Here is a 15,149-nt window from a genome sequence, read left to right on the forward strand (position 1 = left end):
TGGGATTGAACCAGTGACCCCCACCGTGTCAAGGTGGTGCTCTCCCGCTGAGCTAATCGCGCCTGGTGAGGCGGTACTGCGTCAGACCCCGAGGGATCCGAGTGCGCGATACTGGGATTGAACCAGTGACCCCCACCGTGTCAAGGTGGTGCTCTCCCGCTGAGCTAATCGCGCCCGGTAAGGCGATGCTACGCCAGGCCCCAAAAAGGGAAGCCGAAGGTGCGCGATACTGGGATTGAACCAGTGACCCCCACCGTGTCAAGGTGGTGCTCTCCCGCTGAGCTAATCGCGCGGGGAGGTCCCCTGGCGAACCAGGGGGACCTCTTGGAGGTGGAGACGGGATTTGAACCCGTGTACACGGCTTTGCAGGCCGTTGCCTCGCCTCTCGGCCACTCCACCAGGCAACTGAGGAGAACGATCCTACCTGTTCTCCATCGAGCGGACGACGAGATTCGAACTCGCGACCCTCACCTTGGCAAGGTGATGCTCTACCAACTGAGCCACGTCCGCCTGTCTCCCGGGCCCTTCACCGCTTTCCTGCGGCTCCGTGTCCCGGCGACGTGTTGAACTTTAGCGGAAACCTCGGCCAGCTCAAATTCCGCCTCCGGAAGCGTGCCGTCGGGGCGGAGGCAGATGGTGTTCCGTCAGCCCGGCGAGGCCCCGCCAGGGCGGAGCGTGCCGCGCTCGCCGACCACCTCCGGGATGACCTGCGGCGGAACGGAGGCCGGCGGTCGGCCGGACCTCCCGCGGACCGCGCCGACCGCCCCCGCCGACCTACACTTCAGCCACCGACCCAAAACCCGCCCCCGTGCCCGCACCCGGGCAGCACAGCATCCGATCCGCGCAGGAGAACCGTGTCCGGCCGCACCAGCTCCCTCGATCCCGCCGCCCCGATGGCCCGCTTCGGCGGCCGCCTGGCGACGGGACTGCGCGAGGTCACCTCGGACCCGGCCGCGCTCGACTCCAGCGGGTTCTGGGCCGTCGCGTACGACTTCGAGGGCCGGCTGACCTGCGCCCGCTTCGACGACGTCCGCCCCGACCCGGCTCCACCGCGCACCGAGGGCTGGCTCGGCCCGGGGGCCGACGGCTGGCACAGCTCCCTCGATCGGGACGCCTACACGGCCGGGGTGCGCCGCATCCGCGAACACATCGCGGCGGGCGAGGTGTACCAGGCCAACCTCTGCCGCGTGCTGTCCGCGCCGCTGCCCGACCCGGCCCGCAGCGACATCGACGCCCTCACCGGCCTGCTCGCCCACGGCAACCCCGCCCCGTACGCGGGGACGATCCGGCTCCCCGAACACGGCGTCGAGATCGCCACCGCCTCGCCGGAGCTCTATCTGCGCCGCACCGGCCACACGGTCTCCTCCGGGCCGATCAAGGGCACCGGCCGCACCGAGCACGATCTGCTGGAAAAGGACCACGCCGAGAACGTGATGATCGTGGACCTGGTCCGCAACGACCTCGGCCGGGTCTGCGCCACCGGCACCGTCACCGTCCCCGACCTCTGCGTGGTCGAGAAGCACCCGGGGCTGGTGCACCTGGTCTCCACCGTGGAAGGCACCCTCCGCGAGGACGCCGGCTGGCCCGAGCTGTTCGCCGCCACCTTCCCGCCCGGCTCGGTCACCGGCGCCCCCAAGTCCAGCGCACTGCGGATCATCGACGCCCTGGAGACCGCCGCCCGCGGCCCGTACTGCGGTGCGGTCGGCTGGGTCGACGCGGACCGGGACGAAGCCGAACTCGCCGTCGGCATCCGGACGTTCTGGCTCGACCGGAGCAGCGGCCACCCCGTCCTCAGGTTCGGTACCGGCGCCGGGATCACCTGGGGCTCCGACCCCGAGCGTGAATGGGACGAGACCGAACTCAAGGCGGCCCGCCTGGTCGGGATAGCGTCGGGCACCGGTACCTGCTGACCCCGCCGGCCCCGAGGAGCTGCCGTCATGCCGAGTCCGACCAGAATCTGGGTGAACGGCTCCCTGACCGAGAGCGGCGATGCCGTGATCTCCGTCCTGGACCACGGACTCACCGTCGGCGACGGCGTGTTCGAGACCGTCAAGGCGGTGGACGGCAGCCCCTTCGCACTCACCCGCCACCTGGAACGGCTCACCCGTTCCGCCCGCGGCCTCGGCCTGCCCGACCCCGATCATGACCAGGTCCGCGAGGCCGTGGCACAGGTCCTGCACGCCGACCCCGTGCCGTTCGCCCGGATCCGGATCACCTACACCGGCGGGATCTCCCCGCTCGGCTCCGAACGCGGCACCGGCCCCACCAGCCTGGTCGTCGCCCTCGGCGGCGCCACCCGGCGGCCCGACACCACGGCGGTCCGGACCGTGCCGTGGCGCCGCAACGAACACAGCGCCGTCGCAGGCCTGAAGACCACCTCCTACGCCGAGAACGTGGTCGCCCTCGCCGCCGCACACCGGGACGACGCCTCCGAGGCGGTCTTCGCCAACACCGCCGGAAACCTCTGCGAGGGGCTCCAACATCTTCGTCGTCCTGGACGGCCGGCTGCTCACCCCCGCGCTGAGCTCCGGCTGCCTCGCCGGGATCACCCGCCGACTGGTCATCGACTGGACCGGCGCCCAAGAGGCCGACCTCCCCTTCGACGTCCTCCGGCAGGCCGAGGAGGTCTTCCTCACCTCGACCACCCGCGACGTCCAGGCCGTCACCCGCGTCGACGACCGCCACCTCGCCCCCACCCCGGGCCCGATCACCCTCAAGGCCATGACGCAGTTCGCCGAACGCAGCGCCGACGACCTCGACCCGTGACCGGGCAGCGCCCCCGCCCCCGGTCAACGACGACACGGCAGGACCGTCGGCACCGCAGAACCCGGCGAGCGACCGCGCACTCCACACCGGGCCCGCCACGCAGCTCCACACGCCCCTCGGCGATTCCACCGCACACCCGGGGCAGGCCGGGCCGGCAGACGCCCGGGTAGAGAGCCACGGCAACGGGGAAGGGAGCCCCCATGACCACCACGCTGCGCCCCGAGCGCCCCGAGGAGCCCGTACCGGGCGGCGGCCGCAGCCGCCGCTGGCAGATCTGCGTCAACGGCCGCCCCGTCGGAGGCCTTCGCACCACCGCCCTGCCCTGGGGCACCCAGTGGTGGGGCGAGATCTCCGAGCTCGAGGTGACCGACGGCCGCGGGCGCGGGCGGGGTACCGTCGGCGCGCTCGCCGCCGAGGAGGTGCTGCGCGGCTGGGACTGCAGCAGGGTGGACGTGCGGATCCCCACCGAGGCGACCGCCGCGATCCGCCTCGCCCAAGCCCTCGGCTACACCGAGCGGATGCGCAACATGGCCAAACACCTCGACCGGGCCCCGGACCTGCCGGCCGCCGGCCTGACCACCCGGCCCATCGGCGAGGCCGAGTTCGACGACTGGCTCGCCCGGGCCAAGGCCGGCTATCTGCACGACCTCGGCGCCTCGGGCCTCACCGAGCAACAGGCGCGGGCCAAGTCGGACACCGACCACCAGCACCTGCTGCCGCAGGGACCGGCCACCCCGGACGTCGCCCTGCGCCGCCTGTACGACCCGGAGGGCACCCCGCTCGGAAGCCTCTGGGTGGCCCTGCGCCAGAGCGTCCTTGCGAACGGCGCCCCGCTGGCCTGGGTGATGACCGTCGAGGTGGACAGGGAGCAGCGCGGCCGGGGTTACGGCCGGGCCCTGATGCTGCTGGCCGAGCGCGAGTGCCTCGCCGCCGGAGTCCGCGATCTGGGCCTCAACGTTTTCAGCAGCAACACCGTCGCGACCGGTCTGTACGATTCGCTCGGTTACCGGGTGACCCACCGCGTCCTCGGCAAGTCACTGCTCTGACGGCCGGAGGGCCGCGAAAGGCGGCGGGCCCGGTCACCGAAGACGTGACCGGGCCCGGGGCGACGACGAAGCGGCGGGACTCAGGCCCGGCCGCGCTGCTCCTCGATGATGGCGACGATCCGCTCGAGCAGCCCGTCCTGGCTCTTCCCGCCGTCCAGACGCTGTCCGGCGATCACGTACGTCGGCGTGCCGGTGACGCCGATCGCCTTCCCCTCCGCCTGGTCGGCGTCCACGATCAAGGTGTGCCGGCCGTCGACCAGGGCGGTGTCGACCTCCTCGGCATCCAGCCCGACCTCGGCGGCGACCTGCACCAGCAGCTTCTCCCCGCCCTTGTCCAGCTCCTCGACCCGGGCCAGCAGCGCCGTCACGTACTGCCACCCATTGCCCTGGGCGAACGCCTCCTCGGCCGCCTGGGCCGCCGCGTACGCGTGCTTGTGCTTCTCCAGCGGGAAGTGCCGCAGCTCGATGGGCAGCGCGTCGCCGTACCGGTCACGCAGTGCCCGTACGTCGTCCAGGGCGGCGCGGCAGTCCGGGCACTGGAGCTCGCACCAGAACTCGAGGCGGGGGAGAGAACCTTCGATCATGGGCCCAGTCTGTCATCCGGCCCACCGTCCGCCCGATCCCCGGCAGGCGCCGCCCGACGGTGCTCAGCCGGTCGGTACGGTCTCCGCCGACCGCTGCCGCGCGCGGTACGCCGCCACGTGCAGCCGGTTGCCGCAAGTACGGCTGTCGCAGTAGCGGCGGGAGCGGTTGCGCGAGAGGTCCACGAAGACCCGGGCGCAGTCGGGGGCCTCGCAGCGGCGCAGCCGCTCGCGCTCCCCGGCCATCACGATGAAGGCCAGCGCCATGCCGAGTTCGGCCGCCAGGTGGTCACCGATCGCCGCGTGCGGGGCGAAGTAGTGGATGTGCCAGTCGTGCTGGTCGTGGTTGGTGAGCCGGGGCGTGGTCCCGGCGGCGGCCACCACCGCGTTCACCAGCTCGGCCGCCTCCTCGGTGGAACCGGCGGAGAACACCTCGCGCAGCCGCGACCGCAGGCGGTGCACGGCAGCCAGGTCGGCGGGCGAGAGCGAGTCGACCTCGCTGATGTCCTGGCGCACCACGAAGGCGCTGAGCGCGGCGACATCCGGGAGCTGCTCGCTGCCACACGCCTCGTGGGAGGTGTTGAGCAGCTCCACCAGAACGCTCAGCGAGCACTCGGTGTCATGGGTGATCAGCACGTGAGGACTCCTCGCGCGGCGGGCGGCCCCGGCCTCCCGCGTCGGTCATCACCCGTGACTCTACCGGGCGGGGCTGTCCGAACGGCGTAGGTCCGCGGCTGCCGGGGCGCCGCGGCCGGGTGCGGCGCGCCGCCCGCGAGGCTGCCGGATCGGATAGGGGCGGTGCCGTACGGACGGACCGGGACGGATGGTGTACGGACCGCGCTGGGTCGTGACGAAAGCGCCCGGCCTGGTGAGCGGTCATCCGCGCATGGATGACCGGCACCGGTGGCCGGGCGCCTCCGTCGTCGCCGATACAGGTCGGGCCGGCCGCTCCGTGGAGTGACCGGGACGAGCCCCGAGGCCGCTTGGTGGGCGGCGAACAGTGCGACCGTGCCCCCGAGTAGGACGGACGCTGTCGGGTAACGGCCCCACCGCCGAGGCGGTCAGCTCTCGGCGAGGATGTGGGACAGCTCTCGATCGAGATCGAAATGGCGGTGTTCGGTGCCGGGCGGCACGGCGGCGTCGGTCCGCTTGAGGAAGGACTCAAGCGCCCGGGCCGGGGCCTCCAGCAGGGCCTCTCCCTCCGGAGAACTCAGGGCGATGCAGACCACACCCTGTCCATGGCTGCGCGAGGGCCACACCCGGACGTCGCCGGTCCCGGTGGGTCGATGGAGCCCCTCCGCAAGAAGATCACGGGCGAACACCCACTCCACGGTCTCGTCGGCACCGGTGTGGAAGGTCGCATGCACGGCATAGGGGTCGGCAGTGTCGTAGCGCAGGCCCGCGGGGACGGGCAGTGACGACTCGCTCGACACGATGAGGCGCAGGTGCAGCTCACAGCTGACCGTGGTGTTCATAAGCGCCAGGGCCTTTCGCTCAGTGTGCGCTCGGGGAATCGCACGTCGGCGAACGGACCATCCCACCTGAAAGCCCGGTGTAAACCCGTCTGTCCCGATTCAGCTGCGAGTCGTACCCCTTCCGGCGCATTGCGGAAACGTGGTGGCTCTCCCGGCGGGCCCGGGCGCTTGGCAACGCCTGGTGGTTTTCGCCGGATGGCCGCCGCATGGTTGTGCGAAGCGACAATCCGGTCCGGCCGACGGCTCGGCCCGGCGGGCGGGACGGGGCTGAGTGCGGGGGCGGATCCGGAGGGTCGGGGGAGGGGGCAGAGGGGGCGCCCGGTCGGCTTGCCGCGGTGACCTGCTGATGACCGGGCCCCGGGGGTGACCCGGGCCGGGGCCGCCTCGGTCGGCCGGTCCGGCAGGGGCGGTGCGAGGGGGGTGGTTCGGAGCACCCGTCCGGATGCGGTAATGTTCTTTCTGTGCCCGGGCGATTAGCTCAGCGGGAGAGCACTTCGTTCACACCGAAGGGGTCACTGGTTCGATCCCAGTATCGCCCACCGGAATGCACCACAGATGTCGGGCCCCGACCAGGAAATGGTCGGGGCCCGACATCTTTTTGCATTCCCGCTGGCCTGCTTCTTGTTGAAGGGTGAGCTGATTCACTATCAGCATCCTTGTGGCCGGAGGGAACTGGGGGGCTGTCGGCGCGGGCCGTACGGAGCCGGATTGTGCAGCCGAAGCCAAGTGGTGCTAGAGTTCTTCTCGTTGCCACGGGCGATTAGCTCAGCGGGAGAGCACTTCGTTCACACCGAAGGGGTCACTGGTTCGATCCCAGTATCGCCCACCGTCAACACTCAGGCCCTGACCGGGAGTCCGGTCGGGGCCTGAGTCGTCTCCGGCGAATTCAGGCCGCGGCCTCGCAACGGTGGTTCGACGAGAGGCGGCGGCCGCAGCCGCAGCGGGCCGGGCGCAGCGGCCAGTGGAAGTCCACGCGTTCGGTGCTGCCCGAGCGGTCGAACCAGTTCTGCAGTCCCCGGGCCTGGGCCGCGTACCAGCTCCGTTGGCGCAGATGCAGTTCGGCGGCGGAGAGCGTGCCCAGCGGGCTGGCGTAGCGGGAGCCGAGGGCGCGGACGAGGTCGAGGGCGGCGGCCGCGTCGGCGGCGGCGTCGTGGGCGCCGGTCAGGGTGACGCCGTAGTGGGCGCAGAGATCGCTGAGGGTGCGGCGGCCCTTGCGGTAGCGGTCCACGTAGCGGTCCAGCACCCGGGGGTCGAGCACCAGCAGCTCGGCGTCGCCCAGGGAGTCGGCCAGTGAGATCTCGCGGTGGCGGCGCAGTTCGCGGTCGAGCAGCGTCAGGTCGTACGGGGCGTTCATCACCACCAGGGGGACGCCGGCCCTGGCCTGTTCGCCGAGCGCGCGGGCGATCTCGGCGACGACCGTGCGCGGAGGCCGGCCGTGGGCGCGGACCTGCGCGTCGGTTATCCCGTGTACCGCGCGGGCGCCGTCGGGGATCGGTATGCCCGGATCGGCGAGCCAGGACACCGTCCGGGCGGCTGTGCCGGGGGAGGACTGGAGCACCAGGGCGGCCGAGACGATGCGGTCGGTCTCGACGTCCACGCCGGTGGTCTCGGTGTCGAAAGAGCCCAGCGGCCCCTCGTACCAGCGCTGAGAATGCTGCATGACTGCCCCTCAGGTGCCACTGGGCGTGGCCCGGCGCGCCACCGAGGACCGGTGGCGCGCCGGGCGCGGCGGCGTTTCTGTCCTGGTGATACCGCAGTTGACGCACCCTCAACCGCCCGGCGGCAAGCCCGCGGGAAGGTTTCTCGGGATCCGTGGCCGAACGGACACGGAACGTGGTCGACCATCGGCGGGTGGACGGGTACGCGGTCGGGTGGCCGGGCTCGGTACCATCGACACGCGCAGCAGAGTGCTGCGGCACAGGGATGTCAGGAGAGACCGGTGACGGAAGTCCGGGTAATCATCAACCGCGAACCCGATCGGGAAGAGCGCGTGGTGACCACGGGCACTACGGCCGCCGATCTGTTCGCCGACGACCGCTCGATCATCGCCGCCCGGGTCGCGGGCCAGCTCAAGGACCTCGCGTACGTCGTCCAGGACGGCGAGGAGGTCGAGCCGGTCGCGATCTCCAGCAAGGACGGCCTCGACATCCTGCGGCACTCCACCGCACACGTGATGGCGCAGGCCGTGCAGGAGATCTTCCCCGAGGCCAAGCTGGGCATCGGCCCGCCGATCAAGGACGGCTTCTACTACGACTTCGACGTCGAGAAGCCCTTCCACCCCGATGACCTCAAGGTCATCGAGAAGAAGATGCAGGAGATCATCAAGCGCGGGCAGAGGTTCTCCCGCCGTGTGGTCACCGACGAGGCCGCCCGCGAGGAGCTGGCCGGTGAGCCGTACAAGCTGGAGCTGATCGGCCTCAAGGGCTCCGCCGCCACCGCCGGCGAGGGTGCCAGCGTCGAGGTCGGCGCCGGCGAGCTGAGCATCTACGACAACCTGGACGCCAAGACCGGAGATCGGTGCTGGGGCGACCTCTGCCGTGGCCCGCACCTGCCCACCACCCGGAACATCCCGGCGTTCAAGCTGATGCGCTCGGCCGCCGCGTACTGGCGCGGCAGCGAGAAGAACAACCAGTTGCAGCGCATCTACGGCACCGCGTGGCCGACGAAGGACGAGCTGAAGGCGCACCTCGACTTCCTCGAGGAGGCCGCCAAGCGCGACCACCGCAAGCTCGGCACCGAGCTCGATCTCTTCTCCATCCCGGAGGAGATCGGTTCGGGCCTGGCCGTCTTCCACCCCAAGGGCGGCATCATGCGCCGGGTCATGGAGGACTACTCGCGCAAGCGGCACGAGGAGGCGGGCTACGAGTTCGTCTACACCCCGCACGCCACCAAGGGCACCCTGTTCGAGCTCTCCGGCCACCTGGACTGGTACGCCGACGGCATGTACCCGCCCATGCAGCTCGACGGCGAGCACGACTACTACCTCAAGCCGATGAACTGCCCGATGCACAACCTGATCTACCGCTCGCGCGGTCGGTCGTACCGCGAACTGCCGCTGCGGCTCTTCGAGTTCGGTACGGTCTACCGGTACGAGAAGTCGGGTGTGGTGCACGGTCTGACCCGCGCCCGGGGCTTCACCCAGGACGACGCGCACATCTACTGCACCCACGAGCAGATGCACGACGAGCTGGACTCGCTGCTCACCTTCGTGCTGGACCTGCTGCGCGACTACGGTCTGACCGACTTCTACCTGGAGCTGTCGACTCGCGACCCGGAGAAGTACATCGGCGCCCTCGAGGACTGGGAGATCGCCACCGAGACCCTGCGGGCCGCGGCCGAGAAGCAGGGCCTCGAGCTGGTGCTCGACCCGGCCGGTGCGGCCTTCTACGGACCGAAGATCTCGGTCCAGGCCCGCGACGCCATCGGCCGCACCTGGCAGATGTCGACCATCCAGGTCGACTTCCAGCTGCCGAACCGCTTCGACCTCGAGTTCCAGGGCGCGGACGGCAACCGCCAGCGTCCGGTCATGATCCACCGTGCGCTGTTCGGCTCGATCGAGCGGTTCTTCGCGGTGTTGCTGGAGCACTACGCGGGTGCCATGCCGCCGTGGCTGGCCCCGGTCACCGTGGTCGGCATCCCGATCACCGACGAGCACGTGCCGTACCTGCGGGAGGTCGCGGCCGAGCTGAAGAAGCACGGCATCCGGGTCGAGGTGGACGCCTCGGACGACCGCATGCAGAAGAAGATCCGCAACGCTCAGAAGGCCAAGATCCCGTTCATGCTGATCGCGGGCAACGACGACGTCGAGGCCGGTGCCGTCTCCTTCCGCTACCGCAACGGTGAGCAGAAGAACGGGGTGCCGGTTGCCGAGGCCGTCGCCGAGATCGTCGACGCGGTGGAGCGCCGTATCCAGGTGTGACGTGGTCCCCGCGTGAGCGGGGGTTAGTACGGGGCAGGCTCTGATGAGTCTGCCCCGTACGGCTTTGCGGGGTTGCCCGGGAGAATATGCTGATCAGCATGACGAGTGAGCCGGAACTGCAGCAGGGCGTGGGTGAGCCGGACGGCTTCCGGCGCCTTTGGACCCCCCATCGGATGGCGTACATCCAGGGTGAGAACAAGCCCACCGGACCGGCTCCCGATGACGGTTGCCCGTTCTGCTCGATCCCGTCGCTGAGCGACGAGGACGGGCTGATCATCGCCCGGGGCAGCGCCGTGTTCGCGGTGCTCAACCTCTACCCGTACAACGGCGGGCACTTGATGGTCGTCCCGTACCGGCACGTGGCCGACTACACGGACCTGGACGAGGCGGAGACGGTCGAGCTCGCCGAGTTCACCAAGCGGGCGATGACGGCGCTGCGCGCGGCCTCCGGGGCGCACGGCTTCAACATCGGGATGAACCAGGGCGCCGCTGCCGGTGCCGGGATCGCCGCGCACCTGCACCAGCACGTGGTGCCGCGCTGGGGCGGGGACACCAACTTCATGCCCGTGGTGGGGCACACCAAGGTGCTGCCGCAGCTGCTGGCGGACACCCGCAAGATGCTCGCCGAGGTCTGGCCGCAGGGCTGAGCGGACCTGACGGGGCAAGGCCGAAGGGCTCGTACCGGGAGGTTCCGGTACGAGCCCTTCGGCGTGCGGCCGTGGTCAGCCGGCGTCGTAGACGTCGGCCTTGAAGGGGCGCACGCCCTGCATCTCGGACTTGAGGATGCCCGTCCGGTTGGTGAAGCGGGCGACGTTGACGTCGTGCTCCTCCAGGAAGTCGACGGTGGCGGCGAGTACCGCGTTGACCACCGGGGTGGCACTGTAGATCACGTCGTCGGACTTGAAGCGGCTGGTCCAGGTGCGGTCGGCCCAGGCGGCCCGGAGCGAGAACGGCTCCGGCAGGGCGATCTTGCCACCCAGCCAGGTGAGCAGGGTGGGCAGCTTCATGAACGGCGCCCGGACGGCCTGCCGGACCACCTCGTCGTTGTCCACCAGGGGCAGGACGACCGTCTTCTCCTCCCAGAACTTGCCGGTCTTGGCGACCGAGATCTCCTTGGGCTTGGGCTTGGCGCCGAAGAGCCCGTTGAGCGGGCCGAGGGCGTAGCCGGCCACCGAGACCCGCAGGGTGTTGCTGAGCACGGTGACGCCGATCACCGTGGTGGTCACCAACTGGCCGTTGTGCAGCACGAGCTGGGTGGCCAGCCGGTGCCGGGTGTCGGTGCCGAGGGTCTGCCGGTTGGCGATGGACTGGATGCCGAAGTCGCGCATCCGGTAGCCGTCCATCTCGGGGCCGCCCGGGCGGCCGATCTCGTCGGCGCCCTCCGGAATGTCCACCACGACCCACTGCTGGATGGCGACGTGCCTCATCCCGCCGTCGGAGATCTCGCTGCGGCCGAGGCCGCCGAGGCGGTCGGCGATGCGGCGGGTGAGATCCCACGGGTGGAAGGTCCGGAAGTCGACCTGGCCCTCGGCCGGACGCAGGTCCTCGACCATCTCCCAGACGCCCCAGCGCATTCCGGCGCCGAGGATGCCCCTGGAGCCGGCGTAGTGCTGGATGTTGGTGTCCTGCTCGGCGGTCAGCCGCTCCAGCTGGGCGCGGAGCGTGCTGGCCTTCTTGTCCAGGTCGTCGCGCGGGACGGCCTTGGGGACGGTCGCGGCTATCGCGCTGCCCTCGACCAGGGCTCCCCAGCGGGAGCGCAGGTCCTCGGTGCTGCGCAGGACGATCCGCTTGGCGACGAACCAGCCGACGACGGGCGCCACCATCATGAGCCGGAAGTACTGGGCGAGCAGCCCGCTCATCGGCGGCCGCAGCACGAAGAGCAGGGCCAGTCCACCGGCGACCAGCAGCGCGACGGTGCCGTAGAAGCCCTCACGGGCCGGGTTCTGCTTCTTCAGCCAGGCCCGGCTCTGGAAGGCGAGCAGCCAGATCAGCGCGCCCGGCAGGAAGAGCAGTCCGCTGACCAGGGTGACCAGGGTGAGCTTGCGGTCCCTGGCGCCTCGGAGATCCTCGGCGGCGAGGCAGTGCTCGACCACCATCCGGGTGTCGGTACCGAAGGACGGGACCAGCGGGTTGCGCTTGGCGGCCAGGGTCCGGTCGATCAGGGCGCGGCTGTAGGCCTCGCCGAGACTTGGCCGGAAAAGGGCGAACTTGCCCTCCTTGATCTTGGCGCCGAGCTTCTCCCCTAGGTCGCGGAAGTCGCTGTCGCGGTAGGCCGCCGAGGAGAGCAGCTGGGTGACTGCGGTCTGTGGTCCGACGTCCGTGCGGGGTATCTGCGCGCCCGGTGTCATGTCCAGCTTGGTCACGGTGGTGCCCCCTCCTCCCCTTGTCAGCCGCAGGGTACCGTGCCGCCGCCGTGCTGCGCGGATCATCGTCTGAACCGCTGTCACATCTCGCCAGGCGTGGCTCCTCTCGCTATGGTGCCCACTTCAGGCCCGCTTTGACCCCGCGGGTCCCGCTGGTCCCGGTGGTGGGAGGATCGGGGCATGGCCGATGCTGAGGTGGTTGCGGTGGATCCGGTGCTCGTCTTCGACGGGGACTGCGCGTTCTGCACGACCTGCAAGAACGCCGCCGAGCGTTATCTGCGGGCGAGCCTGGCGGCCGGGGGGTGGGAGGCGGTGCCGTTCCAGTTCGCGGATCTGGCGGCGTTGGACGAGCGGGCCGGTGGGCGGGGGCTGGTGACCTGGGAGCGGGCCGAGCGGGAGATCCTCTGGGTGACGCCCGGCGGGGAGGTCTACGGCGGGGCCCAGGCGGCCGCGCGGCTGCTGATGCGGTCGGGCGGGGTGTGGGCGTACCTGGGCGGGGCGCTGGCTCTGCCGCCGGTCCGTCCGCTGGCGGGGGTGGTCTATCGGCTGGTCGCGCGGAACCGGCACCGGATGCCCGGTGGGACGCCGGCCTGCGCGCTTCCGCAGCGCGGGTGAGCCTTTCGGGGCGGGAGGTTGACGGATGGGGGCGCGAGGGCGGAAGCGGATGCCGTTCGGCGGGGCCTGCTGCGCCCCGGTGCTTCTGCGGATCAGTGGGGTGCTGTGCCATCCGGTCCGCACGCCGTTGTGCGCCCCCGTCCGTTGATCCCCGCCGCCCCTTTACGCTGACCGCCGCCGGGTTTCACGAGCCGTTCTCGTACCGGGCGGCAAGGGCGGCGGGCATCGGGGCGTGCCGGACGTAGCTGCGCGAGAACTGGCCGGTGCCGTGCGAGATGGACCTCAACTCGACTGGATAGCGGGCGAGTTCGAGTTCGGGGACTTCGGCGCGGACCAGGCTGAGGCCGGGGCCGCCGGGTTCGGTGCCGAGCACGTGGCCGCGGCGGGCGGAGAGGTCGGTGAGGACGGCGCCCTGGTACTCGTCGGGCAGCAGGACCTGGATCTCGTCCACGGGTTCCAGCAGTCGGACGGTGGCGTGGGCGGCGGCCTCGCGCAGTGCGAGGGCGCCGGCGGTCTGGAAGGCGGCGTCAGAGGAGTCGACCGAGTGCGCCTTGCCGTCGGTGAGGGTCACCCGGACGTCGACCATGGGGTAGCCGGCCTTGACGCCGTGGGCGAGTTGGGCGCGTACGCCCTTCTCCACCGAGGGGATGAAGTTGCGCGGCACGGCGCCGCCGACGACCTTGTCGACGAACTCGAAGCCGCTGCCGGGCGCCAGGGGTTCGACGGTGAGGTCGCAGATGGCGAACTGGCCGTGGCCGCCGGACTGTTTGACGTGCCGTCCGTGGCCGCTGGCGGTGGTGGCGAAGGTCTCGCGCAGGGCGACCTGGTACCCGACGGTGTCGAGGTTGACGCCGTAGCGGGTGCGCAGGCGGTCCAGGACGACGGCCTGGTGGGCCTCGCCGGTGCACCAGAGCACGAGTTGGTGGGTTTCGGCGTTCTGCTCCACCCGCAGGGCCGGGTCCTGGGCGGTGAGCCGGGCGAGGCTCTGGGCGAGCCGGTCCTCGTCGCCCTTGCTGTGGGCCCGGATCGCGACAGGGAGCAGCGGTTCGGGCAACGGCCAGCGCTCGAGGACGAGTTGGCCGGCGGAGAGGGTGTCCCCGGTGCGCGCGGTGGCGAGTTTGGCGAGGCAGACCAGGTCGCCGGGGAGGGCGTAGGGGACCGGTCGCTGCTGCTTGCCGAAGGGGGAGGTGAGGGCGGTGACGCGTTCGTCGGGGTGGTCGGCCAGGTGCAGGGTGGTGTCGGGGCGCAGGGTGCCGGAGTAGACCCGGACCAGGCTGAGGCGGCCGACGTACGGGTCCTCGCCGGTGTGGACGACCTGGACGGTGACGGGGGCGTCGGGATCGGAGGACGGCAGGTCGTCCCGGCGTTCCTCGGGGGTGGGGAGGATCTCGGTGATCAGGTCGAGGAGTTCGGCGGCGCCGACGGCGGGGCCGGCCGGGTCGAGCGGGGGTGCGGCGGCGAGTACGGGGTGCACGGTGCCCTGGAGGACTTCGCGGCGCAGCGCCTCGGTGAGCGAGGCGGGGTCGAGGTCCTCGCCGGCCACGTAGCGCTCCAGCAGGGTGTCGTCCTCGCCGGCGATGGCCTCGACCAGGCGGCCGCGGGCCTCGTCGGCGCCGGGTACCTCGCCGCTCTCGCCGTAGCGGCGCCCGGTGAGGAGTTCGAGTGAGCCGTACGGGTGGCCGTCGCGCAGGATCGGCAGGTGGATGGGCAGGACGGTGTCGGGGTGGCCCTCGCCGAAGGCCTCCTGGCAGGCGACCAGGGCCTCCTCGAAGCTGCCCCGGCCCGCGGTGAGGTGGGTGAGGACGATCACGGTGGGCAGCCCGGTGGCGCGGCACTCGCGCCAGAGGGTGAGGGCGGGCAGCGGGATCGGGTCGGCGGCGGAGAGGACCAGGACGGCGGACTCGGCGGCGCGCAGTCCGGCCCGCAGGTCGCCGGCGAAGTCGGCGTAGCCGGGGGTGTCCAGCAGGTTGATCTTGGTGTCGCGCCAGCTGAGCGGGAGCAGCGCGAGCTGGACCGAGCGCTGCTGCTGGTGCTCGATCTCCTCGTAGTCGGCGGCGGTGGTGCCGTCGGGGACGGTGCCCGCCCGGGTGAGGGCGCCCGCGGTGAGGGCGAGGGATTCGGCGAGGGTGGTCTTCCCTGCGCCGCTGGGGCCGATCAGGGCCACGTTGCGCAGTTGCGCGGGCCGCTCGACGGTGGGTGCGGGCGCGTGAGGGGTTCCTCGGTCGGCCATGGCGTGCCTCCTTCGCGGGGGCGGCAGTTACGTCCCGTATGCGGGGAAGTGCCCTGAGTGGCGGCCGGTTTGGGCCGGGACCGGCTCGCGGGGTATGGGGCGGCCAAGCGGTACGAGCGGCCTGGATACCATTGTCGGGCCGGGTGGGTCGTTC

11 protein-coding genes, 6 tRNA genes and 1 pseudogene are annotated in these 15,149 nt (G+C 71.2%); 8 read left to right on the plus strand and 10 right to left on the minus strand.

Annotated elements, in window-relative coordinates:
- Positions 1-102: 102 nt before the first annotated feature.
- The 4 genes from ACWDAK_RS06470 to ACWDAK_RS06485 all read right to left on the minus strand — a co-directional run bounded on the left by ACWDAK_RS06470 (position 103) and on the right by ACWDAK_RS06485 (position 510).
- Positions 103-174 (minus strand) — tRNA-Val (locus ACWDAK_RS06470).
- 46 nt (positions 175-220) lie between these two features.
- Positions 221-292, minus strand: a tRNA-Val gene (locus tag ACWDAK_RS06475).
- Between the two features lie 33 nt (positions 293-325).
- Positions 326-399: transfer RNA gene (locus tag ACWDAK_RS06480), tRNA-Cys, on the minus strand.
- A 38-nt stretch (positions 400-437) separates the two neighbouring features.
- Positions 438-510 (minus strand) — tRNA-Gly (locus ACWDAK_RS06485).
- A 344-nt stretch (positions 511-854) separates the two neighbouring features.
- Here ACWDAK_RS06485 and ACWDAK_RS06490 point away from each other — a divergent pair.
- From ACWDAK_RS06490 to ACWDAK_RS06500, 3 genes and pseudogenes are all read left to right on the plus strand, one after another.
- Entirely contained in the window at positions 855-1,910 is a 1,056-nt protein-coding gene (locus ACWDAK_RS06490; RefSeq protein WP_427395333.1) for a chorismate-binding protein, read from the plus strand.
- 27 nt (positions 1,911-1,937) lie between these two features.
- Positions 1,938-2,766 (plus strand): annotated as a pseudogene (locus tag ACWDAK_RS06495) (aminotransferase class IV).
- A gap of 200 nt (positions 2,767-2,966) precedes the next feature.
- A complete protein-coding gene (locus ACWDAK_RS06500; protein WP_344637149.1) occupies positions 2,967-3,812 on the plus strand; it encodes a GNAT family N-acetyltransferase in 846 nt (281 codons plus the stop codon).
- An 80-nt stretch (positions 3,813-3,892) separates the two neighbouring features.
- On the opposite strand, the gene ACWDAK_RS06505 is transcribed toward ACWDAK_RS06500, so the two are convergent.
- The 3 genes from ACWDAK_RS06505 to ACWDAK_RS06515 form a co-directional block, all read right to left on the minus strand.
- Positions 3,893-4,396, minus strand: a complete 504-nt coding sequence (locus tag ACWDAK_RS06505) for a DsbA family protein (RefSeq protein WP_427395334.1) — start codon at positions 4,394-4,396, stop codon at positions 3,893-3,895.
- A gap of 63 nt (positions 4,397-4,459) precedes the next feature.
- Positions 4,460-5,029: a CGNR zinc finger domain-containing protein gene (locus tag ACWDAK_RS06510; protein ID WP_344637151.1), complete on the minus strand. Its 570-nt coding sequence runs from the start codon at positions 5,027-5,029 to the stop codon at positions 4,460-4,462.
- Positions 5,030-5,454: 425 nt separating this feature from the next.
- Positions 5,455-5,868, minus strand: coding sequence for an SsgA family sporulation/cell division regulator (locus tag ACWDAK_RS06515; RefSeq protein WP_030056266.1), 414 nt, complete (start codon positions 5,866-5,868; stop codon positions 5,455-5,457).
- 467 nt (positions 5,869-6,335) lie between these two features.
- Between ACWDAK_RS06515 and ACWDAK_RS06520 the strand changes: the two genes are divergently transcribed.
- A tRNA-Val gene (locus tag ACWDAK_RS06520) sits at positions 6,336-6,407 on the plus strand.
- A gap of 215 nt (positions 6,408-6,622) precedes the next feature.
- Positions 6,623-6,694 (plus strand) — tRNA-Val (locus ACWDAK_RS06525).
- Between the two features lie 60 nt (positions 6,695-6,754).
- Here the strand turns inward: ACWDAK_RS06525 and ACWDAK_RS06530 are convergent.
- On the minus strand, positions 6,755-7,528 hold the full coding sequence (locus tag ACWDAK_RS06530; protein WP_427395335.1) for an exonuclease domain-containing protein: 774 nt from the start codon (positions 7,526-7,528) through the stop codon (positions 6,755-6,757).
- 279 nt (positions 7,529-7,807) lie between these two features.
- Here ACWDAK_RS06530 and thrS point away from each other — a divergent pair, with 279 nt between their 5' ends.
- Complete coding sequence (gene thrS, locus ACWDAK_RS06535; RefSeq protein ID WP_344637153.1) at positions 7,808-9,787, plus strand: threonine--tRNA ligase; 1,980 nt, start codon at positions 7,808-7,810, stop codon at positions 9,785-9,787.
- An 86-nt stretch (positions 9,788-9,873) separates the two neighbouring features.
- On the plus strand, positions 9,874-10,434 hold the full coding sequence (locus ACWDAK_RS06540) for an HIT family protein (RefSeq protein ID WP_344637154.1): 561 nt from the start codon (positions 9,874-9,876) through the stop codon (positions 10,432-10,434).
- Between the two features lie 75 nt (positions 10,435-10,509).
- Here ACWDAK_RS06540 and ACWDAK_RS06545 read toward each other — a convergent pair whose 3' ends face one another.
- Positions 10,510-12,150, minus strand: coding sequence for a hypothetical protein (locus ACWDAK_RS06545; protein WP_427395336.1), 1,641 nt, complete (start codon positions 12,148-12,150; stop codon positions 10,510-10,512).
- Positions 12,151-12,330: 180 nt separating this feature from the next.
- Here ACWDAK_RS06545 and ACWDAK_RS06550 point away from each other — a divergent pair, with 180 nt between their 5' ends.
- A complete protein-coding gene (locus tag ACWDAK_RS06550) occupies positions 12,331-12,765 on the plus strand; it encodes a thiol-disulfide oxidoreductase DCC family protein (RefSeq protein ID WP_344637156.1) in 435 nt (144 codons plus the stop codon).
- Positions 12,766-12,949: 184 nt separating this feature from the next.
- Here the strand turns inward: ACWDAK_RS06550 and ACWDAK_RS06555 are convergent, their stop codons facing one another.
- The gene (locus ACWDAK_RS06555; RefSeq protein WP_344637157.1) at positions 12,950-14,995 is read right to left on the minus strand and encodes an elongation factor G-like protein EF-G2; all 2,046 of its coding nucleotides are present in this window, start codon (positions 14,993-14,995) and stop codon (positions 12,950-12,952) included.
- Between the last annotated feature and the right edge of the window lie 154 nt (positions 14,996-15,149).

The organism is Kitasatospora sp. NPDC001175, from assembly GCF_053598215.1.